This window comes from Faecalibacterium sp. IP-1-18, assembly GCF_023347355.1.
Taxonomy (GTDB): Bacteria; Bacillota; Clostridia; order Oscillospirales; family Ruminococcaceae; genus Faecalibacterium; species Faecalibacterium prausnitzii.
The window spans coordinates 1665830-1691819 of the sequence record NZ_CP094472.1 but is presented as its reverse complement, the minus strand read 5'-3'; the positions used below and the strand labels follow the sequence as shown (position 1 = coordinate 1691819).

Below are 25990 nucleotides of genomic sequence, written 5' to 3'. Positions count from 1 at the left end.
GCCCATGCTTCCATATATATGGAGGGGGAGGGCGTGCTTATGAGTAAAAGCTGCAAACCGCTGCATCCGGGGCTTTTTTTGCTGGGTGCAGCTACGGCGGCACTAGTGTTTGCCGCGCCGCAGACCTGCGCGGAAGCCTTCCGGCAGGGTCTTGCGCTCTGCGGCGGGCCGCTGCTGGTGTCGCTGTTTCCGTTTCTGGTGGTGTCGGCGCTTATCATGCGCAGCGGCGCGGGCGAGGTGTTGGGTGTGCTGCTCTGGCCGGTGGTACGCTGTATCGGCCTGCGCAGCCGCAGCGCGGGCAGTGTGCTGCTCATCGGCCTTGTGGGCGGCTTTGCCCCTGCTGCCGCTGCCACTGCCGAGGCAGTCCGCAGCAGGGAACTGACCTCGCAGGAGGCTTCGGCTCTGCTGCCCGCCTGCATCTGCTCCGGGCCATCCTTTGTTATTCTGACGGTTGGGGAGCAGCTGCTGGGCAGCCGTACGGCGGGGGTGTGTCTGTTTGCCGCACAGGTACTGGCAGGCTGGCTGACGGCTGCGCTGCTCTGCCGTGTTCGCGGCATACCGGAGCCTTTGCCCGCGCCGCCCGCTGCCGCGCAAACTGAACCGCCGCCGGCGCTCGACACTATCCTTGCGCAAGCAGCGGTGACCTACCTGAAATTGTGCGGCTTTGTGCTGTATTTTCGCCTGTTGGCGGCAGGCTGCGGGCTGCTGCTGCCCGCAGTGTTTGCACCCTTTCCCGCCATGCTGCTGGAAGTGTGCTCCGGCTGCGACTACGCCGCCCGCACCGGTTTGTGGGCAAGCGGGCTGTGCTGTGCCGCGCTCAGCGTGCAGGGCGCTTCGGTGCTGCTGCAGGTGCGCACCCTCTGCCCGCCGGAGGTCTCGCTTCGCTCCTTGCTGTGGGGCAGACTGTTGCATCTGCCGCTTTCGCTGGCGCTGTTTTATCTGGGCTTACCGCAGAGCGCTGTGGAAAGCTTCAATACTTTGTGCGCCCGTGTGGTGCCCATGCAGCGGGTGCCGACAGATTGCGCCCTGCTGGTGTTCGCGGTGTGCTGCATCACAGCGTGCGAGGCCTGCCGCCTGACCGAGAAGAAGGCGCAAAATGCAGTTCCGGCAAACAAAAACTGCTCTGCGGCTTGCAAACCGCCGCAAAATGTGGTAACATAACTCTTGGTTATCATATTACCAAACGCAGCGACGGAGAGAGTAGGCGCTGTCTGCACGGCAAAGAGAGAAGCTTCACCGGCTGAAAGGGCTTCCATGTGCGGCAGAGGCTGAAGTTCGCTCCCGAGCGGTCTGCGCGAACGATGCGGGTGCATCTATTAGCACAGAACGGTTGCGCCCCGTTACGGCGTTTGAGCGCCGTCTGCCTTTGTGCAGACGGAAACCGGGTGGTACCGCGGAGCAGAAATGGTTATAGCTTCGTCCCTTTTGCCTGAGCAGTCGGGCAGGGGACGGGGCTTTTTTGTTATACCCCGCTCCATGAACACAAAGAATAAAGGAGAGAAAATCCATGCAAGCAATGATCGATGAGCTGGCCAAGCAGGCCGCTGAAAGCCTTGGTCAGGTGTCCAGCAAGGAGACGCTGGCTTCCTTCTGGCAGGAATACCTCAGCAAAAACGGCAAGATCCCTGCCCTGATGAAGAATCTGCGCACCGTTGCGCCGGAAGAGCGCCCCGCCATGGGCAAGATCATCAACGAACTCAAGCAGAAGGTGCAGGCAGACTACGATGCCGCCGCCGAGACCGTGAAGCAGGCAGAGCTTGCTGCCCGCAACGCCGCCGAGACGGTGGACATCACCCTGCCCGCCAAGACCCGCCCCATGGGCGGCCTGCACCCGCTGACCCTGATCACCAACCAGATCATCGACGTGTTCTCCGGCATGGGCTTTTCGGTGGGCACCTTCCCGGAGATCGAGGACGATGACCACAACTTTACCCGCCTGAACGTGCCCAAGGATCACCCGGCACGCGACATGCAGGACACCTTCTACCTGTCGGAGGAGTTCCTGCTGCGTACCCAGACTTCCGGCGGCCAGATCCGCACCATGGACGTTCAGAAGCCGCCCATCAAGATCCTGATGCCCGGCCGTGTGTTCCGCTCCGACTCGGACGCTACCCACAGCCCCATGTTCCACCAGATGGAAGGTCTGGTCGTGGACAAGGGCATCACCCTGGGCGACCTGCAGGGCGCACTGAACACCTTCGTGCAGAAGCTGTTCGGCGCCGACACCCGCACCCGCCTGCGTCCCTCCTACTTCCCGTTCACCGAGCCCAGCGTGGAGGTGGACGTAAGCTGCTTCGAGTGCCACGGCAAGGGCTGCCCTCTGTGCAAGCACACCGGCTGGATCGAGGTGCTGGGCGGCGGCGTTGTCAACCGCAAGGTGCTGGAAAACTGCAACATTGACCCGGACGAGTACTCCGGCTTCGCCTTCGGCATTGGCATCGAGCGTATCGCCATGCTGAAGTATGGCATCAACAACATCGGTCTGATGTTCGAGAACAATCTGCAGTTCCTCAAGCAGTTCCACGAATAAGAGGGGAGAGAACAAACAATGAAAGTACCTTTCAGTTGGTTAAAAGAATTCGTTGATATCGATGTCACCGCACAGGAGCTGGAGGAGAAGCTGTTCTCCTGCGGCTTCGAGGTAGAAGAGCTCATCCCGCTGGATGCCGGCATCAGCAAGGTGGTCGTCGGCAAGATCGTGGAGATGGAAAAGCAGGAGGGCACCCACCTGACCAAGTGTGTGGTGGACTGCGGCGCTTACGGCCACGAGATCCGCATCAGCACCGGTGCCGCCAACATGAAGCTGGGCGATTGCGTGCCTACCGCACTGGATGGCTCCACCCTGCCCGGCGGCATCACCATCAAGGCTCGCAAGATGCAGGGCGTGGAGTCCAACGGTATGCTGTGCTCCGGCGCAGAACTGGGTCTGAACGACGACTTGTTCCCAGGCTCTGAGGTCTACGGCCTGCTCATTCTGCCCGAGGATTCTGTCCCCGGCACCGACATCGCCCCCGTGGTGGGTCTGGACGACTACATCTTTGATATCTCTATCACCGCCAACCGCCCGGACTGCCAGTCCGTTCTGGGCATTGCCCGCGAGGTGGCTGCGGTTCTGGGCAAGCCCCTGCACATGCCCGCCATGGACTACAAGGCTGTCTGCGAGCCGGACGCTCCCATCACCGTCAAGGTGGAGGCACCGGAGCTGTGCCCCCGCTACATGGCACACTATGTCCGCAACATCCGCATGGGCGAGTCTCCCCGCTGGATGAAGCGCCATCTGGCACTGTGCGGCCTGCGCTCCATCAGCAACGTGGTGGATATCACCAACCACACCTTGCTGGAAATGGGTCAGCCCATGCACGCCTTTGACCTGAACAAGGTCGCCGGCCGCACCATTGATGTGCGCCGCGCCCACGAGGGCGAAAAGATCGTCACGCTGGACGAGAAGGAGTTCACCTTGAACCCCAACAATCTGGTCATCTGTGATGCTGAAAAGCCGGTAGCACTGGCCGGTATCATGGGCGGCGCAAACTCCGGCATGGACGATAACACCACCAGCCTGCTGTTCGAGTGCGCTACTTTTGCCCGCGACAGCGTGCGTAAGACCAGCCGTGCACTGGGTCAGAACAGCGATTCCTCTGCCCGCTACGAGAAGGGCGTGGATCGCTATTCTCCGCAGCTGGGTCTGGCACGCGCTCTGCACCTGATCCAGCAGCTGGATTGCGGTGATATCACCACGCTGGAATACGACCTGACCGATGGCCGTCCGCTGGAGCGCAAGCACATCGTCGCCACCCCGGCAAAGATCTGCGGCGTGCTGGGCATCACCGTGCCCGACCAGACCATGATCGACATCCTGCAGCGTCTGGAGTTCACCGTGGATGTGCAGGCCGATGGCAGCTGGGACGTGTCCGCACCCCTGTACCGTGATGACGTGGAAAGCTTCCCGGATCTGGCCGAGGAGGTCATCCGTGAGTACGGCTACGACCATATCGTGCCCACCTTCCTGAACACTGCCTCCGTTACCAACGGCGGCCTGAACTACGACCAGAAGCAGCAGCTCAAGACCAAGCGTCTGCTGGCTGCACAGGGCTTCTACGAGGCCTCCACGCTGGCCTTCTACTCCAACGCCGAGCTGGATATGCTTCATATCCCCGCCGAGGACGAAGCCCGTAAGGCTATCCGTATCCTGAACCCCATCAGCGAGAACCTGTCCATCATGCGCACCCTGCTGACCCCCTCCATGCTGAACGTCATCGTGGACAACCTGAAAAAGGGCAACGCCGAGGGTCGCCTGTTCGAGATGGCACCGGTCTATCTGGCCAAGGAGCTGCCTATCAATGAGCACCCCCACGAGCGTCAGACTCTCTGCATCGGTGCCTTCGGCCCCGAGGAGGACTTCTTCACCGTCAAGGGCGCGCTGGAAGCACTGGCAGCCGGTTTTGGCCTGACCTTTGATTATCAGCGCGAGACCGCCGCATGGCTGCACCCCGGCATCAGCGCCGCCGTGTACTGCAACGGTAAGCGTCTGGGCGTGTTCGGCAAGCTGGCCAACGAGATCAACGCAGAGCTGGAGATCGCCAAGGAGCAGAAGGACAGCCAGAACATCTATCTGGGCGAGCTGGACTACGAGGCTCTGATGTCCTGCGTAGAGGGCGAGCTGCGCTATAAGCCTCTCAGCCCTTATGCACCTGTTAAGCGCGACTTGGCTCTAGTCTGCGGCGAGGCTGTATCCTGCGGCGAGATCGAGGAGACCATCCGCAAGGCCAGCCCGCTGGTCAGCGAGGTCAAGCTGTTCGATATCTATCGCGGCGCAAACCTTGGCGATGGCAAAAAGAGCATGGCCTTTAGCCTGTCCCTGTCTGATCCCAAGAAGGAAGTCTCTGCTGAGGAAGTGGAGCGCGTGGTCAAGAAGATCCTCGGCAACCTGAAGTTCAAGCTGGGTATCGAAATCCGCTAAAAGCATATTATATAAGTATTTATATATAGAACAAAGGCCGTCTGTGCAATGCATGGACGGCCTTTTTACATGGAGAAGAGGGGGTGAGTACAATATAAGTGAAGCAAACTCAATTTTCTTTCAAAAAAGATGTCAAAAAGTGTTGACAACTGTCCCGGGGTGTGGTATTATACTTGAGCGCCAAGCGCTGAGACAAAAGAATGACTTCTGAAAGCTCAGCAGGAAGCCCTTGAAAAGAACCAATAGACGCTGAAAAGTTCCGGCTGATACCGAGAAACCTGAAGCGCTCCAAGTTCAGAAAAGTTCAAAAGCTTCTCAAAAAAAGTGCTTGACAAAAAACCACTTCTGTGGTAAAATAATCAAGTCGTCAGCCGCAAGGCTGCGGCGCACAGGACCTTGAAAATTGAACAATATCGAAAGAACTTGTAACGGAACCTATTTTCGTGTTGGAAAAACACGGTAAACAATTCCAAACAAAAGTAATTCACACAGGACGCAAGCGATTGCGTGCTGAGCGAAACAAGATTTAACACTTTTAAGTGATAAATATCATTTATAAAGAGTTTGATCCTGGCTCAGGACGAACGCTGGCGGCGCGCCTAACACATGCAAGTCGAACGAGCGAGAGGAGGTTTACTTTCTCAAGCGAGTGGCGAACGGGTGAGTAACGCGTGAGGAACCTGCCTCAAAGAGGGGGACAACAGTTGGAAACGACTGCTAATACCGCATAAGCCCACGACCCGGCATCGGGTAGAGGGAAAAGGAGCAATCCGCTTTGAGATGGCCTCGCGTCCGATTAGCTAGTTGGTGAGGTAATGGCCCACCAAGGCGACGATCGGTAGCCGGACTGAGAGGTTGAACGGCCACATTGGGACTGAGACACGGCCCAGACTCCTACGGGAGGCAGCAGTGGGGAATATTGCACAATGGGGGAAACCCTGATGCAGCGACGCCGCGTGGAGGAAGAAGGTCTTCGGATTGTAAACTCCTGTTGTTGAGGAAGATAATGACGGTACTCAACAAGGAAGTGACGGCTAACTACGTGCCAGCAGCCGCGGTAAAACGTAGGTCACAAGCGTTGTCCGGAATTACTGGGTGTAAAGGGAGCGCAGGCGGGAAGACAAGTTGGAAGTGAAATCCATGGGCTCAACCCATGAACTGCTTTCAAAACTGTTTTTCTTGAGTAGTGCAGAGGTAGGCGGAATTCCCGGTGTAGCGGTGGAATGCGTAGATATCGGGAGGAACACCAGTGGCGAAGGCGGCCTACTGGGCACCAACTGACGCTGAGGCTCGAAAGTGTGGGTAGCAAACAGGATTAGATACCCTGGTAGTCCACACTGTAAACGATGATTACTAGGTGTTGGAGGATTGACCCCTTCAGTGCCGCAGTTAACACAATAAGTAATCCACCTGGGGAGTACGACCGCAAGGTTGAAACTCAAAGGAATTGACGGGGGCCCGCACAAGCAGTGGAGTATGTGGTTTAATTCGACGCAACGCGAAGAACCTTACCAAGTCTTGACATCCTGCGACGGACATAGAAATATGTTTTTCCTTCGGGACGCAGAGACAGGTGGTGCATGGTTGTCGTCAGCTCGTGTCGTGAGATGTTGGGTTAAGTCCCGCAACGAGCGCAACCCTTATGGTCAGTTACTACGCAAGAGGACTCTGGCCAGACTGCCGTTGACAAAACGGAGGAAGGTGGGGATGACGTCAAATCATCATGCCCTTTATGACTTGGGCTACACACGTACTACAATGGCGTTAAACAAAGAGAAGCAAGACCGCGAGGTGGAGCAAAACTCAGAAACAACGTCCCAGTTCGGACTGCAGGCTGCAACTCGCCTGCACGAAGTCGGAATTGCTAGTAATCGCAGATCAGCATGCTGCGGTGAATACGTTCCCGGGCCTTGTACACACCGCCCGTCACACCATGAGAGCCGGGGGGACCCGAAGTCGGTAGTCTAACCGCAAGGAGGACGCCGCCGAAGGTAAAACTGGTGATTGGGGTGAAGTCGTAACAAGGTAGCCGTAGGAGAACCTGCGGCTGGATCACCTCCTTTCTAAGGAGTCAGGCAATGACAGAGCATCTAAGATGGTCGGTCATTGGAACAGGTGACAAGTTAAAGTTTAAGTAGATATTGTTCGATTTTGAGGGCCCTGAAAAGGACACTCAAAGACGTACCTTGAAAACTGAATAATAACTGCGAAACAAAGATTATAGTAAGTTCTTTTTTAAGAAATATTACAATTTCAAAAGGAAGGGTAACAATAATCTTCGTTGGCAAGAGAGAATCAAGAGGATACCAAATGTTCTTAAAGAACGTTTGAAAGGTCAAGCGAACAAGGGCGCAGGGCGAATGCCTTGGCACTGGGAGCCGATGAAAGACGTGATAAGCTGCGATAAGCTTCGGGGAGCTGCAAATAAGCATTGATCCGGAGATTTCTGAATGAGGAAACTCACCTGGGTTCATACTCAGGTACGTTATACTGAACTTAAAAATAGGTATATCGAGGGAACCGCCTGAACTGAAACATCTAAGTAGGGCGAGGAAGAGACATCAAACGAGATTCCGTAAGTAGTGGCGAGCGAACGCGGAAGAGGGCAAACCGGAAGTAGAAATACTTCCGGGGTACGGACCGCATTTAGGACTTAAGTTGTTAACCGAACGGCATGGGAAGGCCGGTCAGAGAGTGTGAGAACCACGTAGGTGAAAACGACAAGAGCTGAGCGAGTTCCAGAGTACGGCCAGACACGTGAAACCTGGTCGGAATACGGGGGGACCACCCTCCAACCCTAAATACTACCCAGTGACCGATAGCGTATAGTACTGTGAAGGAAAGGTGAAAAGCACCCCGGGAGGGGAGTGAAAAAGAACCTGAAACCCTGTGCCTACAAGCACCTAGAGCACGTCAATGTGTGATAGGGTACTTTTTGTAGAACGGTCCGGCGAGCGATTGTATGCAGCAAGGTTAAGGACTTAAGGTCTGGAGCCGAAGCGAAAGCGAGTTTGAAAAGGGCGTTAAGTTGCATACAATGGGCCCGAAACCGGGTGACCTACCCATGGTCAGGTTGAAGTGGAAGTAAAATTCCATGGAGGACCGAACCGACCTCCGTTGAAAAGGCGGCGGATGAACTGTGGGTAGCGGAGAAATTCCAATCGAACCCGGAGATAGCTGGTTCTCCCCGAAATAGTTTTAGGACTAGCCTCAAGTTAGATACCTGGAGGTAAAGCACTGAATAGCCTAGCGGCCGAGAGGTTAGCGAAGCTTATCAAACTCAGAATGCCAGAGTATTGATGCTTGGGAGTCAGACAGTGTCAGATAAATGTCATTGTCAAAAGGGAAACAGCCCAGATCTACAGCTAAGGTCCCAAAGTCAGGTTAAGTGGAAAACGATGTGAAGATACGTAGACAACCAGGATGTTGGCTCAGAAGCAGCCACACATTCAAAGAGTGCGTAATAGCTCACTGGTCGAGCGTCTTTGCGCGGAGAATTTAACGGGGCTAAACCTGACACCGAAGCTTAGGCAATACAGCAATGTATTGGGTAGGGGAGCGTTGTATACGCGGTGAAACAGTAGCGCAAGCGGCTGTGGAGTGTATAGAAGTGAGAATGCCGGAATGAGTAGCGCGAATGCAGTGAGAATCTGCATGGCCGAAAGCCTCAGGTTTCTGGAGGAAGGTTCGTCCGCTCCAGGTTAGTCGGGAGCTAAGGTGAGGCCTAACGGCGTAGCCGATGCACAGACGGTAGAGATTCCGTCACCACCAAAAGAGTTAAGCACAGGGACACATTTGAAGTCTCGGAGCCGGGTGTTGGTTCCGGTAGCGATCGAGGGAAGTTAGTACCGAAGTCCGGGATGGAAGATGGCGAGAAAAGCTGTGTGTATTTCTGCGGTGCCCGTACCGCAAACCGACACAGGTAGGTAGGAAGAAGATTCTAAGGCCAACGGGAGAAGGGTTGTTAAGGAACTCGGCAAATTGACCCCGTAACTTCGGGAGAAGGGGTGCTCCAGAGATGGAGCCGCAGAGAATCGGCCCAAGCAACTGTTTACCAAAAACACAGGTTTGTGCTAAATCGAAAGATGACGTATACGAGCTGACGCCTGCCCGGTGCTGGAAGGTTAAGAGGAGATGTGCAAGCATTGAATCGAAGCCCCAGTGAACGGCGGCCGTAACTATAACGGTCCTAAGGTAGCGAAATTCCTTGTCAGGTAAGTTCTGACCCGCATGAAAGGCGTAATGATTTGGGCACTGTCTCGACAGCCCGCCCGGCGAAATTGTAGTACCGGTGAAGATGCCGGTTACCCGCGACAAGACGGAAAGACCCCATGGAGCTTTACTGTAGCCTAATATTGGGTTTCGATGTTGCATGCACAGGATAGATGGGACACAGGGAAACAAGTGCTTTGGCATTTGTGGAGTGGCCGTTGGGATACCATCCTTGCGATATTGGAATTCTAACCTGCGCCTTTGAATCAAGGCGGGGGACATTGTTAGGTGGGCAGTTTGACTGGGGCGGTCGCCTCCTAAAGAGTAACGGAGGCGTTCAAAGGTTCGCTCAGCTTGAACGGAAATCAAGCAAAAGAGTGCAAACGCAGAAGCGAGCCTAACTGCGAGACTGACGGGTCGAGCAGTAACGAAAGTTGGAGTTAGTGATCCGGTGGTATGTGAGTGGAAATGCCATCGCTCAACGGATAAAAGTTACCCTGGGGATAACAGGCTGATCTCCCCCAAGAGTCCACATCGACGGGGAGGTTTGGCACCTCGATGTCGGCTCATCGCATCCTGGGGCTGTATTCGGTCCCAAGGGTTTGGCTGTTCGCCAATTAAAGCGGTACGCGAGCTGGGTTCAGAACGTCGTGAGACAGTTCGGTCCCTATCTGTCGTGGGCGCAGGATATTTGATGGGAGCTGTTCCTAGTACGAGAGGACCGGAGCGGACGTACCTCTGGCGCACCAGTTGTTCTGCCAAGGGCATAGCTGGGCAACTATGTACGGATCGGATAAACGCTGAAAGCATCTAAGCGTGAAGCCGACCCAAAGATAAGATATCCCATTGTTTCAAACAAGTAAGACCCCTTGAAGACTACAAGGTTGATAGGCACGATGTGTAAGTGGAGCGATCCATTCAGCAAGCGTGTACTAATAGGTCGAGGGCTTGACCACAATTCGCTTGAGACTTTTAAGTCAACGAAAAAATGTTAGCAGTGATTATTCAGTTTTGAAGGCACGTCCTTCTAAGAAATGCTGGACAGATACACAGAAATGTGCTATACTGATTCAGTCAAATCGGTCGGTGTCGATGACGGTAAGGTTCCACCTGTTCCCATTCCGAACACAGAAGTTAAGCTTACTTGTGCCGAAGATAGTTAGCTGGAAACGGCTTGTGAAAATAGGTAGTCGCCGACTTAACAAAGAGCTCTGAGATGAAAGTCTCAGGGCTTTTTTGTTGCATAAAAATATAGCGTGATTTTTGGTCGTAATGCTAATATGTCAGGCCTTGACAAGAACACTACTATGTAATACAATATAGATAAACTACTACGCATTACATACTAGCAGGAAGGAGGTCTTATGGAAAACAATGCACAGCTTTTAAAAGGCGTTCTGGAATATTGTGTCCTGAAATTGATTGCTCAAGAGCCGACCTATGGCTATGAGATCGTGATGCATCTGAAACAGGTCGGATTTTCTGACTTGAGCGAGAGCACGCTCTATCCGCTGCTATTGCGCTTGGAGCAACAGGGAAAGGTCACGGTGGAGCGCAGACCTTCCCCCAAGGGACCGAGCCGAAAATATTACATTGTAACGGAAGAAGGGCGGCGGGCGCTTCTTGAGTTTCGGCAGGATTGGAGCCAGCTCTGCCAGCTGGTGGAAAAAATTTTTAAGGAGGAGCCAGATGAATAAGTATTTTGTATTGCGAAAAACAAACCGGATGCGTACCGAGTTGCTGACTGAAAAAAGTCAGGAGCAGCTTAAAGAAGTGATTCGTTATCTTCGCCGGGTCAGCTGGGACTTCTGTGGTATCGAACTTGTGCGCAGCGATTTGCTTGATATTGCAATCCAAGCCAACAAGGAAAATCAGGAACTGTTTCATTCGATTTCGGACGCAAAGACCTTTGTGGAAGAGGTCAAGCCAAGCTTGAAAACACTGAGAGCCGGAGATTACTTCTGGTATGTTGCACCGCTGTATTTCTTTTTTGGGTGGGGCGTGGAAGGCTTGCTGCTCTATCCGGTAATTGGAAATTGGGTTTTTGAACTATCCGTAGGGTATCTGATGCAGCTTGTTGTTGCAGTGGCGGCGTTTTGCGTACTTTTCCGCCGGATGATGGAGCAGGTAGGCTTTCCGCCGCGAGAGAATTGGCTGAAGTATGCTGCATGGCTGGTGCTTTATATCGTGATTTTATATGGAACGGGCTGGTTCTTTACCCAGATCGCGGGTAAGATTGTACTGCTGCGGCTTCCGATTCTTAGCTATTCGGTCTTTTGCCTGCTTCTGGGTGCGGGGCTGTATGCGGTACATTTCTGGAGATATGGAAAAGATTCGCGTCTGAGTGCTCGCATATAAAGCAAAAAGCGACTTCGCTGCACTGTGCATAACAGTGCGACGGAGCCGCATACCTTATTAGGTAGTCGCCGACTTAACAAAAAGCTCTGAGATGAAAGTCTCTGGGCTTTTTTTGTTACATGAACATAAAAACACATAGCCGCAAATTTGCAGGAAAAAGCGCTTTTGCCTCGTGTTACAAGGTGAAAGCGCTTTACAATTTTGCAAAAAGGATGCGATTGATCATGAAACGATTCCACCGCCGCTGTCGGCGGCTATGTATTCTGGCGGCACTGCTTGTACTGCTGGTGCTATTTCTGCGGCAGAACGTTCTGCTAGATACTGCCAGCCGACACGCGATCTTACTGGACGCCCAAAGCGGGCGGGTACTGGCGCAGAAACGTGCTGACGAGCGTACTGCACCGGCTTCCCTGACAAAAATGATGACTGTACTGCTGGCCATTGAGACTGAGCCCGATCTGGATAAACAGGTAACACTGCCGGAGGATATTTTTCCAGCCTTACAGACCGAAAAAGCATCTATGGCGGGCTTTGTACCCGATGAGACTGTCACGGTGCGTGACCTGCTCTATGGTGCGATGCTGCCCTCCGGCGCAGAATGCTGTGAGGCGCTGGCGCAGCTGGTAAGCGGCAGTGAAGAAAACTTTGCCGCGCTGATGAACCAAAAGGCCGCAGAGCTTGGCATGAAGAACACCCATTTTACAAATGCGACCGGCCTGACCGACACTGAGCACTATTCCAGCGCGGCAGATATGGCAAAGCTCTTGCAGGCAGCGCTGCACAATACGACCTTCCGCACAATTTTTACAACCGAGCACTACACCACTACGGCGACTGCACAGCACCCGGAAGGCGTTTCGCTGACCAGCACACTGCTGGGCAAGCTGGACGGAACGGAGCTTCCGACGGGAACGCGGATCGAAGGCGGCAAAACAGGGTATACCGCCGCCGCAGGGCTGTGTCTGGCCAGCCTTGCCACCGTGAACGGAAAAGAGTACATCCTTGTTACGCTTGCCGCGCCCGGAGACCACGGGACGGAGCAGTACAATATCCGCGATGCAGTGCATGTGTACCGGAAACTAGCGGATAAAAAATAACCGCGCTACACAGGGCTCGCCTTGCAAACCGGGTGCTCCGGCGGTACAATAGGGACATTCTATCATGGAAAAGGATGTTTGACTATGCGAGACGAAGCCATTGATCTGTGCGGACAGGTGGATTTTACCCGTACCGATGCCATGCCGCTGCTGGAACGGGATGCACAATTCCGCTTTGCCTGTGCGGGCTGCGGCAACTGCTGCCGCGGGCGGGAGGATATCGTGCTGTCCGGGTATGACTTGTGGCGTATTGCTGCCCGGCTGCGTCTGCCGCCGCAGATCGTAGCCCGGGGTTATTGCCGCAGCAGCATTGGCAGGGTGAGCCATTTGCCGGTGCTGCGGCTTGCCCCGGTGAAGGAAAACCGCAACAACTGCCCCTTTCTGACCGAAAACCACTGCGCCATCCATGAGGCTGAGCCGCTGGTGTGTGCGCTGTATCCGCTGGCGCAGGAGATCAGCCGGGCAGGGGAGGTGCACTATTTTTTGCAGCCCACCGGCTGCGGCGGGCAGGTGATCGAAGCAAAGGTGCAGGATTACCTTGCCCGCTACGATGTGCCCGCCCGGGAAGCCATTGACGTGCGCTGGGCGCAGACCTGCATGGCGCTGGAAGATACCGTGGAGCAGCTGGAGGCAGTGCTCAGCCCGGTGCTGGTGCGCCGGATGCAGGCGAAGCTCTGGCAGGCGCTGTATTTTGGTTACGATTATGCACAGGACTATCTGCCGCAGCTGGAAGCAAACCTGCAAACGCTGGACACGGAACTGCACAAACTGACGGAGTATCAGAAAAAACGAAATAATAGTTCGAAATAATTGATAGATGACTTTACTTGAATCGATAATTAAGGCCGTTTTCAGGCAAAAGTGGATTGTTTTGCCAGCGATTCTGTGATATACTTCACGAGTGTAAAGCGAACCTTGTTTGATCCGCTTACAATATCGGCCCGGAGTGCGGCGTCCTGTTGGCTGCAAGGGCTGGAGATAGAGGAGATCATCAATATGCGTAAAATCACTCGTCGTTCCTTCCTGACTGCAGCCGCTGCCTGCGGTGCAGCAGCTGCCCTTTCCGCCTGCGGCGGTTCTTCCTCCGCATCTTCTGCGGCAGCGTCCTCCACGGTTGCTTCTGCATCGGTCGCTGCCGCTGCCAACGGCGAAAAATTCACCGTTGGCATCTGCCAGCTGGTGCAGCACGCTGCACTGGATGCCGCTACGCAGGGCTTTGAGGATGCGCTGACCGCTTCCTTTGGCGAGAACGTCACCTTCGACTTCCAGAATGCACAGGGCGATTCCGCTACCTGCGCCACCATTGCTAACGGCTTTGTTTCCTCCGGCGTGGCACTGATTATGGCAAATGCTACCCCTGCTTTGCAGGCTGCACAGGCTGCTACCAACACCATCCCCATTCTGGGCACTTCCGTTACCGAGTACGGCGTGGCACTGGGTCTGGACAATTTCTCCGGCACCGTGGGCGGCAACGTCTCCGGCACCTCCGATCTGGCACCGCTGGATCAGCAGGCAGACATGATCGTGGAGTGGATGCCCGAGGTCAAGAAGGTTGGTCTGCTGTACTGCTCTGCCGAGGCCAACAGCCAGTATCAGGTAGACGAAGTACAGAAGTACCTGGAGGCCAAGGGCGTGACTGCTACCCAGTACGCTTTCTCGGATTCCAACGACCTGTCCTCCGTCTGCCAGAAGGCTGCAGACGAGAACGATGCACTGTATGTGCCCACCGATAACACCGTTGCCGCCAATACCGGCATCGTGGACGGCATCTGCCGCCCGGCTAAAAAGCCTGTGTTCGCTGGTGAGGAGGGTATCTGCTCCGGCTGCGGCGTGGCCACCCTGTCTATCAGCTACTACGACTTGGGATACACCACCGGTGAGATGGCAGTCAAGATCCTGAACGGTGAGAGTGATATCTCCACCATGCCCATCGAGTACACCGATGTGACCAAAAAGTACAACAAGGCTGTCTGCGATGACCTTGGCCTGACCGTACCGGAAGGCTATGTAGAGATCGAAGCCTGATAACAGCAAAACTGGAACAATAGAAAAATAGCGGAGAAGAGTGAATTCTTGCTCTTCTCCGCTTTCCCGTATCAAAGCGGGAGATAAAAAAGTGTAACGTTTAGGAGGAAATTGTTTTGGAGATCATTGCAAGACTTGCAAACCTGCCGGGCGCTTTACCGGGTGCCTGTGCGCAGGGGCTTATCTGGGGTATCATGGCCATTGGCGTGTACCTGACCTACCGTATTTTGGATGTTGCCGACCTGACCGTGGACGGTAGCTTTGGCACCGGCGGCGCGGTGTGCGTCATGTGCCTGCTTTCCGGTATGAATGTCTGGGCAGCATTGCTGGTGGCTGTGCTGGCCGGCCTTGCTACCGGCCTTGTTACCGGCCTGCTGCACACCTTTATGGGCATTCCCGCCATTCTGGCCGGTATTCTGACCCAGCTGGCACTGTATTCCATCAACCTGAAGATCATGGGCAAGGCCAACCAGTCCATCAATGTGGACAAATACGGACTGCTCATCTCCCTGCGCTGGGTCAAGGAATTTGCCCTGCACAACCCCATCATCATGGTCATCCTTGCTACGGCGGTTGTTATTGGGGTGCTGTACTGGTTCTTCGGCACGGAGCTGGGCTGCGGCATCCGCGCTACCGGCTCTAACCCTGCCATGTCCCGCGCACAGGGCATCAACACCAACTTCAACATCGTGCTGGGTCTGGCCGTTTCCAATGCGCTGGTGGCTTTGTCCGGTGCGCTGCTCAGCCAGTATCAGGGCTTTGCAGATGTGGGCATGGGACGCGGTGCCATCGTCATCGGTCTGGCTGCCGTCATCATTGGCGAGGCCGTGTTTAGCCGCATCTTCCATAACTTTGCCCTCAAGCTGGCCTCTGTTTCCATCGGCGCGATCATCTATTATATCGTCATTCAGCTGGTGCTGACACTGGGCTTTGATGCAAACCTGCTCAAGCTGCTCAGTGCCTCCGTGGTGGCAGTGTTCCTTGCCGTGCCGTACTGGAAGGGCAAATACTTCTCGAAGCCGGTCAAAAAGGCAAAGGAGGACGCAAAAAATGCTTGAGATCCAAAATGTTTCCAAAACCTTCAATGCGGGTACGGTGAACCAGAAAACTGCCCTGAACGGTCTGAACCTGAAGCTGAACGAGGGCGATTTCGTTACCGTCATCGGCGGCAACGGCGCAGGAAAATCCACCATGCTGAATGCCGTTGCCGGTGTGTGGCCGGTGGACGAGGGCAAGATCCTCATTGACGGCGTGGACGTTACCCGCCTGAGCGAGCATCAGCGCGCCGCTTACATTGGCCGCGTGTTCCAAGACCCCATGACCGGCACTGCCGCCACCATGCAGATCGAGGAAAATCTGGCGCTGGCAGCCCGGCGCGGCAAGCGCCGCACCCTGCGCATCGGCATCACCAAGGCAGAGCGGGAGCAGTACCGTGAACTGCTTAAGACCCTTGATCTGGGTCTTGAGGATCGACTGACTGCCCGCGTGGGACTGCTTTCCGGCGGTCAGCGGCAGGCGCTGACCCTGCTGATGGCTACCATGAACAAGCCGAAGCTTCTGCTGCTGGACGAGCACACCGCTGCACTGGACCCCAAAACGGCTCTGAAGGTGCTCACCCTCTCGGCACGCATCGTGGAGGAGAACCATCTGACCACCATGATGATCACCCACAACATGAAGGATGCCATCAAATACGGCAACCGCCTCATCATGATGCACGAGGGTCACATCATCTACGACGTGGCAGGGGAGGAAAAGCAGAAGCTGCACGTCTCCGACCTGCTGGCCAAGTTCCAGATCGCCAGCGGCGGCGAGTTTGCAAATGACCGCATGATCTTGTCCAACTAAGCAAGAACAGAAGGACGTTCCATCCGCTTACGGTTGGAGCGCCCTTTTTTATCCCGCGATTGCAATGCAAAAAACAGGCTCCCTGCCAATGGCAGGGAGCCTGTTGCTGTATGCGGCTTACCGCTTGATATCGTAGTTCATGTTCATCAGGTTGCGGATGGTGCTCACATCATCGGTGATGTTGGCATCGCCGTGGATGGTGTGTTTGATGGCGCTGCTGGCCACTGCAAAGTTGATCATATCCATGGCTTTGTAGTTGTGCAGCATGGCGTAGATCAGGCCGCTGGCAAAGGCGTCGCCGCCGCCCACGCGGTCCAGAATGTTAAAGGTGTACAGTTTGCTCTCGAAGGTGTGACCCTCGTACCACATAAAGGCCTTCAGGCTGTTTTCACTGCCGCTGTGGGCGTAGCGCACATGGCGGGCGATGCACTTCAGGTTGGGGTAGCGCTCGATAAACCGCTGGAAGATCTCGTCCTGCTGCTCGTAGCTGGGCTGCAGGGGCACGCCGTCCTTCCAGTCGCCCTTGCTGTGGTCGTTTTCGTCCTTCCACAGGTGGTAGGGCTCAATGCCCAGCAGCACATCCACGTAGGGCAGGCACTCGGTGCAGAAGTCTCGTGCTTCCTCCCAGGTCCACAGGGTGGAGCGGAAGTTGCCGTCAAAGCTCACGGTCAGGCCCTTCTTCTTGGCAACCTTCAGCATATCAAGGATCAGGCTGCGGCAGTTGGGTGCCAGTGCCGGGGTAATGCCGCTGAGGTGCAGCCAGTCGTAGCCCTCCAGCAGAGCGTCTAGATCCACCTGAGAGAAATCGTACTCGGTAATGGCACTGTGCTTGCGGTCGTAGATGACCTTGGATGCGCGGATGCCGTAGCCGGTCTCCAGATAATAAGTACCCAGACGGTTAGAAGGGGTCTCGTCCGGCTCGGTCAGGATCATGGGGGTGCAGTGCACATCGTTGGAGCGCAGCCAGCGCACAGCGCTCTTGCCCAGACTGTTGTTGGGTACTACGCTGAAAAAGGTGCTGTCCACGCCAAGGTTTGCCAGCGCCAGCGCAATGTTGGCCTCGCTGCCGCCGTAACTGGCCTCAAAGGCCGATGCCATGCGGATCTTTTCGTAGTTCGGCGGGGTCAGGCGCAGCATGATCTCACCGCAGGTGATGAACTTCTGGCCATTGGGCTCGCTGCCAAGGATCGGATTGAAATGTTCCATAAAGCTCCTCCTGATGACATTGCGGAAACCCGCAACTATTAACACATCGTTGTATCCATTATAGTGCGTTCCCGGACAGAATGCAAGCGTTTGCACGCGCAAGCAAGAGAAAATAAGACCGAAAATTTGGTAAAGTTGCTGAAAAGGCTGCTCTGCCGCAGAATTACACTCCGGTCAGGTCAAAGCTGGGGGTGTATTCCTCCTTGGCGCTGCTCTTCTGCTGCATATAGCCCTGCACAAGCCCCTTGTCCATGGCGTAGTTCACCACTCGGCGGTATTCGTAGGTAGTGATGCGTCGCCCGATGCCGTGCTCTGCGGCCTTGTAGAAGGGGGTGTACTGGCTCATGACGCTGGGCAGAAAGCACCCGGGGTCGGCATCGTTCCATGCAGCCATCTGGTCTAGCACGGCAAAGCTGTCCTTCACATGACCCGGCAGCGCCAGATGACGCAAAATGACCCCCTTTTGCAGGATGCCGTCCGCATCGAATACCGGATGTCCGGCCTGCGCCATCATGGCCTCGATGGCAGGCTTTGCCTCGGCAAAATAGTCCGGCGCGGCGGAAAGCTCTGCGGAAAGGGCAGAGGACACATATTTTAAATCAGCCAGCCAGATGTCGATGTACCCGCGCCAAGCCTCTACGCTTTCCACGGTCTCGTAGCCGCCGGTGTTGCACACGATGGGCAGACGCAGCCCTTTGGTGCGGGCAATGTCCAGCGCGGCAATGATCCACGGCTGCCACTGCCCGGGGGTGACCAGATTGATGTTGTGCGCGCCCTGCGCCTGTAAATTCAAAAAGATCTCGGCCAAGTGCTCCACGGTGATCTCTTTCCCCAGCCCCTCGGCACTGATGGGGTAGTTCTGGCAGAAGCAGCACTTGAGGGTGCAGCCGGAAAAGAACACCGTGCCGCTGCCCCTTGTGCCGCTGATGCAGGGCTCCTCCCAGTGGTGCAGGGCAGCGCGGGCAGCTTTTAGCGTAGCGCCCGCCCCGCAGAAGCCGGTGCGCCCGGCGGCACGGTCAGCACCGCAGCGGCGGGGGCAGAGGGTGCAGCGGGAGGGGATGGAAATGGTTTTCGGCATAATATCCAAAGTCCTTTGCTTAAAATTTTCGTATTCAGTATACCACTTTTGGTGCCATTCGTGCTATACTGAAATACAGAGAAACGATAATACAAAAAACGCAACATCTTTGCAGGGCAAGGAATGCGTTATGATGGAGGAGACCATGCGCACCGAAACCGATGAGATTCGCGATAATCTGAAATATCTGACCCTGCTGGCCAGAGATTACCCCTCGCAGGCGGCAGCTGCCAGCGAGATTATCAGCACACAGGCGCTGCTCAAGCTGCCCAAGGGCACCGAGCACTTTATGAGCGACCTGCACGGCGAGAACGAGGCCTTTGTGCACATCCTGAACTCTGCCTCCGGTGTCATCCGGGAAAAGGTGGATGCCGTGCTGGGTGACACCATGCCGGAAGCAGCCCGTGCCGAGCTTGCCACCCTGATCTATTATCCCACCGAAAAGCTGCCTCAGCTTAAAGCACGCTGCACTACCGAGGATGCACTGGAGCAGTGGTACACCCAGACCCTTCTCCAGCTGATCGATATCTGCCGCCTGGTGTCCTCCAAGCACACCCGCGACCATGTGCGCGGCTGTCTGCCCTCCAGCTGCGGCTATATTCTGGACGAGCTGCTCCATGCCCACTTTGAGGATCACGATAAAGACCTGTACTACGGCCAGATCGTGGGCAGCATCATCGAGAATGGCCGCGCCGACCGCTTTATCGTGCGGCTGTGCGAGCTCATCAAGCATCTGGCGGTGGATAAACTGCATATCGTGGGCGACCTGTTTGACCGCGGCCCCCGCCCGGACATTATTCTGGATCTGTTGATGCGTCATCACAATGTAGATATCCAGTGGGGCAACCATGACGTGGTGTGGATGGGTGCTGCCGCCGGCAGTCCCATCTGCATCTGCACCGTACTTAAGACTACGCTTGCCTACCACAACCACGGGATGCTGGAGGACTGCTACGGCATCAATCTGCGGCACTTGCAGCGCATGGCGGAGCAGTTCTACGGCGAGGACGACCTTTCCATCTGGATGCCCCACACGGATGCCGCCCGCGGCCCCTATACGGAGGGAATGCTCCACCGCTGCGCCGTGATGCACAAGGCCATCTCCATCCTCATGTTCAAGTTGGAATGTCAGGTCATCGACCGCAACCCGGATTTCCAGATGCAGGGGCGGGACTATCTGCGCCGCATCGACTGGGACGCCCACACCGTGCAGGTGGGGGAGAAGAGCTATCCTTTGCGGGACACCTCTTTCCCCACGGTAGACCCGGCAGACCCCGCAAAGCTGAACCCGGACGAGCAGCTGGTGCTGCGCAAGCTGGTGCAGTCTTTCCGGCAGAGCGAAAGGTTACAGCAGCACATTGAATTTTTGTACGCCAAGGGCAGCGTGTACCACATTGAGAACGGCAATCTGCTCTACCACGGCGCTGTGCCTATGAACACGAAGGGCGGCTTTGCGGTGGAGCAGTTTGAGGGACGCCGCTACTCCGGCCGTGCCCTGATGGATTACTGCGACGCCCGCGCCCGCCGTGGCTACTACGGGGCAGAGGGCAGCGCCGCCCGCCAGAGTGGACAGGATTTTCTGTGGTATCTGTGGTGCGGCAAGCTTTCACCCCTGTTTGGCCGCAGCGCCATGACTACCTTCGAGCGGCTGTATATCGCAGACCCCGCCACCCATACGGAGGTCAAGGACCCCTATTATAGCTGGTACAACGACGAAGCCGCCTGCCGCCGCATTCTGGCAGAGTTCGGATTGCCGGGCACGAGCCATATCGTCAACGGCCATGTGCCGGTGCAGGAGAAAAACGGCGAAAGTCCCATCAAGGGAGGGGGACGGCTGGTGGTCATCGACGGCGGGTTCTGCCGCGCCTACCACGAAAAGACCGGCATTGCCGGGTATACGCTGGTGTATTCCAGCCGCACCATGTCCCTGCGCACCCATCAGCCTTTTGAAAGCGCAGAGAAGGCGGTGCGGGAGAACTTGGATATCCTGTCCCAGAAGAACATTCTGGAGACTGAAAATCATCGCATCCTCGTGGAAGATACGGACGAGGGCGAGGTGCTGCGGGAACGAGTGCACGACCTGAAGCAATTGGTAACAGCCTATCAGCTGGGCTGGATCCCGGAGGCGCGGTGCGAGGATCACGTTTGGTGATATCGCCAAAGGGTGAAATTTGGGTCGGTATTCGTCAAAATTGATGAAAAATTCAATAAATTATTGGAATATCCGCGTGTAATCTGGGCAAAACAGAAAATAATGAAACAGATACAAATCGGGCTTTGCTTTTTTGTGGAAGTAGTGTATAATAGGATAGTTATAAATCTGCCCCGGTGTTGGTGAATCTGTACACCCCGGCAGTACAAGTAACGAGATGGAATGCTTTCAGTAGCCTTAACAGGCCTGTGGCACAGGCCTTTGACAAGGAGATCATAAAAGTGGAGAAATTTGTTATTACCGGCGGTAAGCCCCTGCACGGAGAAGTGACCATTTCCGGCGCAAAAAATGCGGCTGTGGGCATTCTGCCTGCCACCATTCTGGCAGCGGATGTCTGCGTGATCGAAAATCTGCCCGATATCAGCGATGTGTCGGTCAGCCTCAAGATTCTGAGCACCCTTGGTGCACAGGTGAAGATGCTCAACCGCAACACCTACGAGATCGATACGCGGCATCTGGTCACTACCAATGTGCCGGACGATCTGTCCCGCCAGATGCGCGCCAGCTACTACTTCCTTGGCGCACTGCTCTCCCGCTTCGGCAAGGCACAGGTGGCCATGCCCGGCGGCTGCAATCTGGGCCCCCGCCCCATCGACCAGCACCTGAAGGTGTTCAGTGCACTGGGCGCAGAGGACAGCGTGGATTACGGCATGATCACCGTGCGCACCAAGCAGGAGCTGACCGGTGCCCATATCTTCTTTGATAAGGTCAGCGTGGGCGCTACCATGAACGGTATGCTCTCTGCGGTCATGGCCAAGGGGCAGACCATTCTGGAAAACTGCGCCAAGGAGCCCCATGTGGTGGATCTGGCAAACTTTTTGAATATGTGTGGCGCAGATGTGCGCGGTGCCGGTACCGATGTTATCAAGGTGCGCGGTGTGGAAAAGATGCACGGCTGCACTTACAGCATCATCCCGGATCAGATCGAAGCCGGCAGCTATATGGTCGCTGCCGCGGCCACCGGCGGCGATGTGCTCATCAAGAATGTTACCCCCAAGCATTTGGAGCCCATCACGGCCAAGCTGCGCCGTGCAGGGATCACTGTGGAAGAATTTGACGACGCTGTGCGGGTATCCCGTACCGGCGATATTCTGCCGCTGAAGATCAACACCATGCCGCACCCCGGCTTCCCCACCGATATGCAGCCCCTGATGGGTGTGCTGCTGAGCGTGGCTAAGGGCACCAGCACCATCACCGAGAGCGTGTGGGACAACCGCTTCCGCTATGTGGACGAGCTGCGCAAGATGGGTGCCAGCGTACAGGTGGATGGTCAGGTGGCTGTGTTTGAGGGCGTAGAAAAGCTCAGCCCCGCACCGCTGCGCGCTTCCGACCTGCGTGCCGGTGCCGCCATGGTGGTGGCTGCTCTGATGGCTGACGGCACCAGCGAGATCGAGGAGATCGGTCATATCGAGCGCGGCTACGAGAATATCGTGGAAAAGCTGCGCGGTCTGGGCGCTGATATCAGCAAGGTGGAGCGGATGCCCGCTGCGCTGGAACAGGCCCTGTAACACAAACAACAAAACAAACAGCCTGCCGTAAGTTCTGTGCGGCGGGCTGTTTTCAGGTGGTAACATAAGAGGTTTTCATGGCAGAGTTCATTTCATTGTATTCCGGCTCCTCCGGCAACAGCAGCGTGGTGCGCTGCGGTGCGCAGTACCTCATCGTGGATATGGGCAAGGGTGTACGCACCACCACGGCAGCGCTCAAATCGCTGGGACTAGCCGTCAGCGATTGTGCGGGCATCCTTGTCACCCACGAGCACAGCGACCACGTCAAGGGGCTTTCCACCTTCCTGAAAAAGAACCCGCTGCCGGTGTACGGCGCAGCGGCTACGCTGGATTTTCTGGATGCCAACGATATCGTGCCCGCCAACTGTGAGCTGAACACGCTGGAGGGCAGGGAAGAGGACATCGGCTGCTTCGGGGTGCAGTCCTTCCCCACCAGCCACGATGTGCCCTGCGTGGGCTACCGCATCCACACCCCGGACGATAAGACCATGACCATCGCCACCGACCTTGGCACCCTGACCCCACCGGTGCACGAGGCGCTTTCCGGCTGCGACCTTGTGGCGCTGGAAAGCAACTACGACCTGCACATGCTGCGCAGCGGGCCCTACCCCTACTATCTGCGCGCCCGCATCGAGAGCGTGCGAGGACACCTTTCCAACGACGAGTGCTCCGCAAAGCTTCTGGAGCTCATCCAGAGCGGCTGTAAAAAGTTCGCCCTGTGCCATCTCTCGCAGGAGAATAACACGCCCAACCTTGCCTTGCAGACCGTGTTCACTACCTTGGGTGCAGCCGGTGTCGTGCCGGAAAAAGACTGCATCGTGCAGGCACAGCGCCGCAACGAGGTGAGCCCTGCATTAGAGTTCTGATTTGCCGCAAAATAAAGCCATCTGCAACAGCTGATTCCAAGGGTTTCGCCCCTGGTCATGCTGCGGCAGATGGCTTTTTATTTACGCGGTGCTGCGCATTTGTTTTGCAATTGTTTCTCTCGAAAGATGGACGGATCCGGCAGAAATGAAACGACTTATTCGGCGGCTTTCTGTACCCGGATGTCACTGCCCAGAAACTGGATCTGCACAAAGGCCGCAAGGCGGCTGGAAATCTTCTCCGTATACAGCTTTTCCAGCAGTGCGCCGTCCGTGATATTAGTGGTGACAATGGTAGGCAGCTTTGCGCCCAAGCGGTTATTCAGCAAGCTGTACAGATTCGTCAGGAAAAAGCTGGAATTGAACTCGGTGCCCAGATCGTCCAAAATCAGCAGGTCAGCGTTGCAGGCAATCTGGAACAAGGTCTCCTCCTCGCCGCCGGGGTCGGTGCCGAAATGTAGCGCTTCCAGCTTGCCGAAAAAGTCCGGGCAGGAGACATAGATCACATCATAGTTCTGCCGCAGCACCTCACCGGCAATGGCAAGGGCGGCATGAGTCTTGCCCAGCCCTGCATTGCCCACCAGCAGCAGGCTTTCGCGGGTGGCAGGGGAGAAGTCCGCGGCGTAATCCCGCAGGTCAGCCAAAACTCTGGCCATATAGCTGCGCACGCTCTCGCCCAGCGCTTTGTCCACCGTGTTGGGGTAGTAGTCCAGCTGCATGGTGTCAAAGCTGGAGATGGACAGGCTGGACAGCTCCTCGATCTCCTTCCGGCGCAGCTGCTGCATTACCCGGCGCACACAATCGCAGGTGCGGCCGTCCACCGCGCCGGTGTCCTCACACCGCTTGCAGGTAAACTTTGGCTCCAGTGCATCCGCAGGGCGTCCGCTTGCGGCCAACAGGGCAGTCAGCTTCTGCTTTGCCGCCGCAAGGGCAGCAGCAGTCTCGGTGCGGTCCTTGCCGGAGGCTCCGGCAATGGCGCAGCGGATGCCCCGCACACGCACTTCCTCCTCGGCGTGGCGCAGCCCGGGGATGGCAGCTTCGGCCTCGGCCTGTGCATCCTGCGCTAAGGCGCGGGCGGTCTGACGCCGCATGGCTACGGTGCGCAGTGCCTGCTGATACAATTCGTTTTTGGTACGCATAAAGGCTCCTTACTCCGGTTTCTTGATAAGAGAACGGCGGCGGGTGGCGTTTTTCAGGATATCGTTTCCGCTGGGTGCAGCGCGGTCCACCCGGATATTTCGGCTTGCTCCGGCTGCAGCCACTGGGCCACGCACATCGTGGATGCTGCGCAGACCCTTGGCGTTCCATGTTTTCAGAATGCTGTTCCAGTACCACAGATCCCGCTTGGGGCCGGCCTGTACGGCGGCTTCCTGCACCATGGCGTCATCGTAGCCGTACACCTCGTACCAGCGCGCAATGGCCTTGCGCCCGCCCAGCGTCAGCTCCTCGGGGGTGATCTGCAGCAGGCTGCTGACGTATTCCTCGCGGCTCTGGCGCAGCGCCAGCAGCTTTAAGTGGGCATCGGCCTGCTCGCCGGTCTCCACGCCCTCAGCGCGCCAGACCTTCAGCTCATGGGTCACAGCGGCCATGGTGCGCTTGCCCCGGCTGGCCACATAAGCTACGCACAGCATCACGGTCTCGGGCGCAAAGCCCTCCTGCACATACAGGTTCACCAGCTTTTCCATCTCGGTGTGAGTCAGTGGACGGGCAAAGCTGGTCTGTCCGCAGTCGATCAGGCTGGAGATCATAGGGTCGGTGCGGCTGGCGGCGGCGATCTCCGCCCAGCGCATAGGGGCAGGGGCGCTGGGCTCTGCGCCCGGTGCGGCGTTTTCTTCGTAGCGCTCCAAAAGCCCCGCACCTGCCCAGAACGCCAGCGCGCTCTCTGCGCTGATGCGGCTGCGCAGCTTGAGGTCGGCGCAGATCTTGTCCGGGTCGGTCACGCCGGTGGCCAGCACATACAACGCCACCCGCACATTGTATTCTTCGGCAATGCCCAGCTTGGAGAACACCAGCTGCGGCACGGCGATGGTATCGCCCTTCAGTTCTTTCAAACGGTAGATCATGGTTTCCTCGTTCGGTTTATTCGTTGGCAGTATCCGACTCGGCAGGCGGCTCCCAGGGGTCGCAGTCCATCATGTCCGGGCAGTTGTTCCAGCGCTCCGGCTCGGCCTCGTAGGCGTCCTTCAGATACTGCGCAGCGGCGGCACGCCCTTCGTCCGTAAGCGGAAATACCTCCCGGCGGCGCAGGGCGGGGTCGGTCTTGTCGATCGTCCAAGGCGCGGGCCAGTAGTCCACTGTGAGGATCTTTTCCTCCTTGGTGGCATCCGCGCCGCCGTCCGGGTCCGGCACGGTGCGCTTGCCCGGGGTAAGCCGGTAGCGCAGCCCGGCCTCGTTGCCGCTGTAATCATTCTTGCACAAAAAGTAGTGCAGCAGGGGAACAAAAATCATGGTGCAGCTCGTCCTTTCCGGCAAAAGGCGCGGCCTTTTGCGCAATCAATTCTATTATAAAGCCGCCGGGCTAAAATGCAACAACTTTTTGTGAAACACTCTGCAAAAGCTGCCCCGCTTACAGGAAATCCGGCCTTGACAGCACCGTAGAAATATGGTAAAATATTGCCTGTTG

At 56.4% G+C, this 25990-nt stretch carries 18 protein-coding genes and 3 rRNA genes; 16 read left to right on the top strand and 5 right to left on the bottom strand.

Annotated features, from left to right (window positions below):
• Window positions 1–39 precede the first annotated feature (39 nt).
• The 13 genes from MTP43_RS08020 (at window position 40) to MTP43_RS07960 (ending at window position 16500) form a co-directional block, all read left to right on the top strand.
• Window positions 40–1161 carry a hypothetical protein gene (locus tag MTP43_RS08020; RefSeq protein WP_044960299.1) on the top strand — a complete coding sequence of 374 codons (1122 nt, stop codon included), beginning with the start codon at window positions 40–42 and terminating at the stop codon, window positions 1159–1161.
• 346 nt (window positions 1162–1507) lie between these two features.
• Window positions 1508–2530 carry a phenylalanine--tRNA ligase subunit alpha gene (pheS, locus tag MTP43_RS08015; protein WP_005924038.1) on the top strand — a complete coding sequence of 341 codons (1023 nt, stop codon included), beginning with the start codon at window positions 1508–1510 and terminating at the stop codon, window positions 2528–2530.
• A gap of 18 nt (window positions 2531–2548) precedes the next feature.
• Window positions 2549–4960: a phenylalanine--tRNA ligase subunit beta gene (pheT, locus tag MTP43_RS08010; RefSeq protein ID WP_005924040.1), complete on the top strand. Its 2412-nt coding sequence runs from the start codon at window positions 2549–2551 to the stop codon at window positions 4958–4960.
• Between the two features lie 552 nt (window positions 4961–5512).
• Window positions 5513–7023: ribosomal RNA gene (locus MTP43_RS08005) — 16S ribosomal RNA — on the top strand.
• A 270-nt stretch (window positions 7024–7293) separates the two neighbouring features.
• A 23S ribosomal RNA gene (locus tag MTP43_RS08000) occupies window positions 7294–10128 on the top strand.
• Window positions 10129–10254: 126 nt separating this feature from the next.
• Window positions 10255–10371, top strand: a 5S ribosomal RNA gene (gene rrf, locus MTP43_RS07995).
• The 16S, 23S and 5S rRNA genes sit together here, the layout of an rRNA operon.
• A gap of 165 nt (window positions 10372–10536) precedes the next feature.
• The gene (locus tag MTP43_RS07990; RefSeq protein WP_015538579.1) at window positions 10537–10869 is read left to right on the top strand and encodes a PadR family transcriptional regulator; all 333 of its coding nucleotides are present in this window, start codon (window positions 10537–10539) and stop codon (window positions 10867–10869) included.
• Entirely contained in the window at window positions 10862–11530 is a 669-nt protein-coding gene (locus MTP43_RS07985; protein WP_015538578.1) for a hypothetical protein, read from the top strand. Before MTP43_RS07990 ends, MTP43_RS07985 begins: the two co-directional genes overlap by 8 nt.
• Before the next feature lie 224 nt (window positions 11531–11754).
• Entirely contained in the window at window positions 11755–12627 is an 873-nt protein-coding gene (locus MTP43_RS07980) for a D-alanyl-D-alanine carboxypeptidase family protein (RefSeq protein ID WP_015538577.1), read from the top strand.
• A gap of 84 nt (window positions 12628–12711) precedes the next feature.
• Window positions 12712–13437, top strand: a complete 726-nt coding sequence (locus MTP43_RS07975) for a YkgJ family cysteine cluster protein (RefSeq protein WP_129872156.1) — start codon at window positions 12712–12714, stop codon at window positions 13435–13437.
• 186 nt (window positions 13438–13623) lie between these two features.
• Window positions 13624–14652 (top strand): ABC transporter substrate-binding protein, encoded by a 1029-nt coding sequence (locus tag MTP43_RS07970; RefSeq protein WP_129872155.1) that lies wholly within the window; start codon window positions 13624–13626, stop codon window positions 14650–14652.
• Between the two features lie 116 nt (window positions 14653–14768).
• On the top strand, window positions 14769–15710 hold the full coding sequence (locus MTP43_RS07965) for an ABC transporter permease (protein ID WP_097780424.1): 942 nt from the start codon (window positions 14769–14771) through the stop codon (window positions 15708–15710).
• Window positions 15703–16500 (top strand): ABC transporter ATP-binding protein, encoded by a 798-nt coding sequence (locus tag MTP43_RS07960; RefSeq protein WP_005925547.1) that lies wholly within the window; start codon window positions 15703–15705, stop codon window positions 16498–16500. Before MTP43_RS07965 ends, MTP43_RS07960 begins: the two co-directional genes overlap by 8 nt.
• Before the next feature lie 117 nt (window positions 16501–16617).
• Here the strand turns inward: MTP43_RS07960 and MTP43_RS07955 are convergent, their stop codons facing one another.
• Window positions 16618–17706, bottom strand: coding sequence for a sugar kinase (locus MTP43_RS07955; RefSeq protein WP_015538573.1), 1089 nt, complete (start codon window positions 17704–17706; stop codon window positions 16618–16620).
• Window positions 17707–17869: 163 nt separating this feature from the next.
• Window positions 17870–18784 (bottom strand): 4Fe-4S cluster-binding domain-containing protein, encoded by a 915-nt coding sequence (locus MTP43_RS07950; protein WP_005925551.1) that lies wholly within the window; start codon window positions 18782–18784, stop codon window positions 17870–17872.
• Between the two features lie 133 nt (window positions 18785–18917).
• Between MTP43_RS07950 and MTP43_RS07945 the strand changes: the two genes are divergently transcribed.
• The 3 genes from MTP43_RS07945 (at window position 18918) to MTP43_RS07935 (ending at window position 23370) form a co-directional block, all read left to right on the top strand.
• The gene (locus tag MTP43_RS07945; RefSeq protein ID WP_249235191.1) at window positions 18918–20936 is read left to right on the top strand and encodes a fructose-1,6-bisphosphatase; all 2019 of its coding nucleotides are present in this window, start codon (window positions 18918–18920) and stop codon (window positions 20934–20936) included.
• A 281-nt stretch (window positions 20937–21217) separates the two neighbouring features.
• Window positions 21218–22504 (top strand): UDP-N-acetylglucosamine 1-carboxyvinyltransferase, encoded by a 1287-nt coding sequence (locus MTP43_RS07940; protein WP_044960577.1) that lies wholly within the window; start codon window positions 21218–21220, stop codon window positions 22502–22504.
• Between the two features lie 77 nt (window positions 22505–22581).
• Window positions 22582–23370, top strand: coding sequence for an MBL fold metallo-hydrolase (locus MTP43_RS07935; RefSeq protein WP_113621096.1), 789 nt, complete (start codon window positions 22582–22584; stop codon window positions 23368–23370).
• Between the two features lie 155 nt (window positions 23371–23525).
• Here MTP43_RS07935 and MTP43_RS07930 read toward each other — a convergent pair whose 3' ends face one another.
• The 3 genes from MTP43_RS07930 to MTP43_RS07920 are packed head-to-tail and all read right to left on the bottom strand — an operon-like array spanning window position 23526 to window position 25815.
• The gene (locus MTP43_RS07930) at window positions 23526–24506 is read right to left on the bottom strand and encodes an ATP-binding protein (protein WP_005925561.1); all 981 of its coding nucleotides are present in this window, start codon (window positions 24504–24506) and stop codon (window positions 23526–23528) included.
• 9 nt (window positions 24507–24515) lie between these two features.
• Complete coding sequence (locus tag MTP43_RS07925) at window positions 24516–25430, bottom strand: DnaD domain-containing protein (RefSeq protein ID WP_005925564.1); 915 nt, start codon at window positions 25428–25430, stop codon at window positions 24516–24518.
• A 16-nt stretch (window positions 25431–25446) separates the two neighbouring features.
• Window positions 25447–25815: a hypothetical protein gene (locus MTP43_RS07920; RefSeq protein WP_005925567.1), complete on the bottom strand. Its 369-nt coding sequence runs from the start codon at window positions 25813–25815 to the stop codon at window positions 25447–25449.
• Between the last annotated feature and the right edge of the window lie 175 nt (window positions 25816–25990).

Coding starts and splice junctions, on each gene's coding strand:
- MTP43_RS07985 (WP_015538578.1), top strand. CDS start 10,862: ATGAATAAGTATTTTGTATTGCGAAAAACAAACCGGATGCGTACCGAG.
- MTP43_RS07925 (WP_005925564.1), bottom strand. CDS start 25,430: ATGATCTACCGTTTGAAAGAACTGAAGGGCGATACCATCGCCGTGCCG.
- MTP43_RS07970 (WP_129872155.1), top strand. CDS start 13,624: ATGCGTAAAATCACTCGTCGTTCCTTCCTGACTGCAGCCGCTGCCTGC.
- MTP43_RS07945 (WP_249235191.1), top strand. CDS start 18,918: ATGGAGGAGACCATGCGCACCGAAACCGATGAGATTCGCGATAATCTG.
- MTP43_RS07930 (WP_005925561.1), bottom strand. CDS start 24,506: ATGCGTACCAAAAACGAATTGTATCAGCAGGCACTGCGCACCGTAGCC.
- MTP43_RS07950 (WP_005925551.1), bottom strand. CDS start 18,784: ATGCCGAAAACCATTTCCATCCCCTCCCGCTGCACCCTCTGCCCCCGC.
- MTP43_RS07990 (WP_015538579.1), top strand. CDS start 10,537: ATGGAAAACAATGCACAGCTTTTAAAAGGCGTTCTGGAATATTGTGTC.
- MTP43_RS07955 (WP_015538573.1), bottom strand. CDS start 17,706: ATGGAACATTTCAATCCGATCCTTGGCAGCGAGCCCAATGGCCAGAAG.
- MTP43_RS07980 (WP_015538577.1), top strand. CDS start 11,755: ATGAAACGATTCCACCGCCGCTGTCGGCGGCTATGTATTCTGGCGGCA.
- MTP43_RS07960 (WP_005925547.1), top strand. CDS start 15,703: ATGCTTGAGATCCAAAATGTTTCCAAAACCTTCAATGCGGGTACGGTG.
- MTP43_RS07975 (WP_129872156.1), top strand. CDS start 12,712: ATGCGAGACGAAGCCATTGATCTGTGCGGACAGGTGGATTTTACCCGT.
- pheS (WP_005924038.1), top strand. CDS start 1,508: ATGCAAGCAATGATCGATGAGCTGGCCAAGCAGGCCGCTGAAAGCCTT.
- MTP43_RS08020 (WP_044960299.1), top strand. CDS start 40: ATGAGTAAAAGCTGCAAACCGCTGCATCCGGGGCTTTTTTTGCTGGGT.
- MTP43_RS07935 (WP_113621096.1), top strand. CDS start 22,582: ATGGCAGAGTTCATTTCATTGTATTCCGGCTCCTCCGGCAACAGCAGC.
- pheT (WP_005924040.1), top strand. CDS start 2,549: ATGAAAGTACCTTTCAGTTGGTTAAAAGAATTCGTTGATATCGATGTC.
- MTP43_RS07920 (WP_005925567.1), bottom strand. CDS start 25,815: ATGATTTTTGTTCCCCTGCTGCACTACTTTTTGTGCAAGAATGATTAC.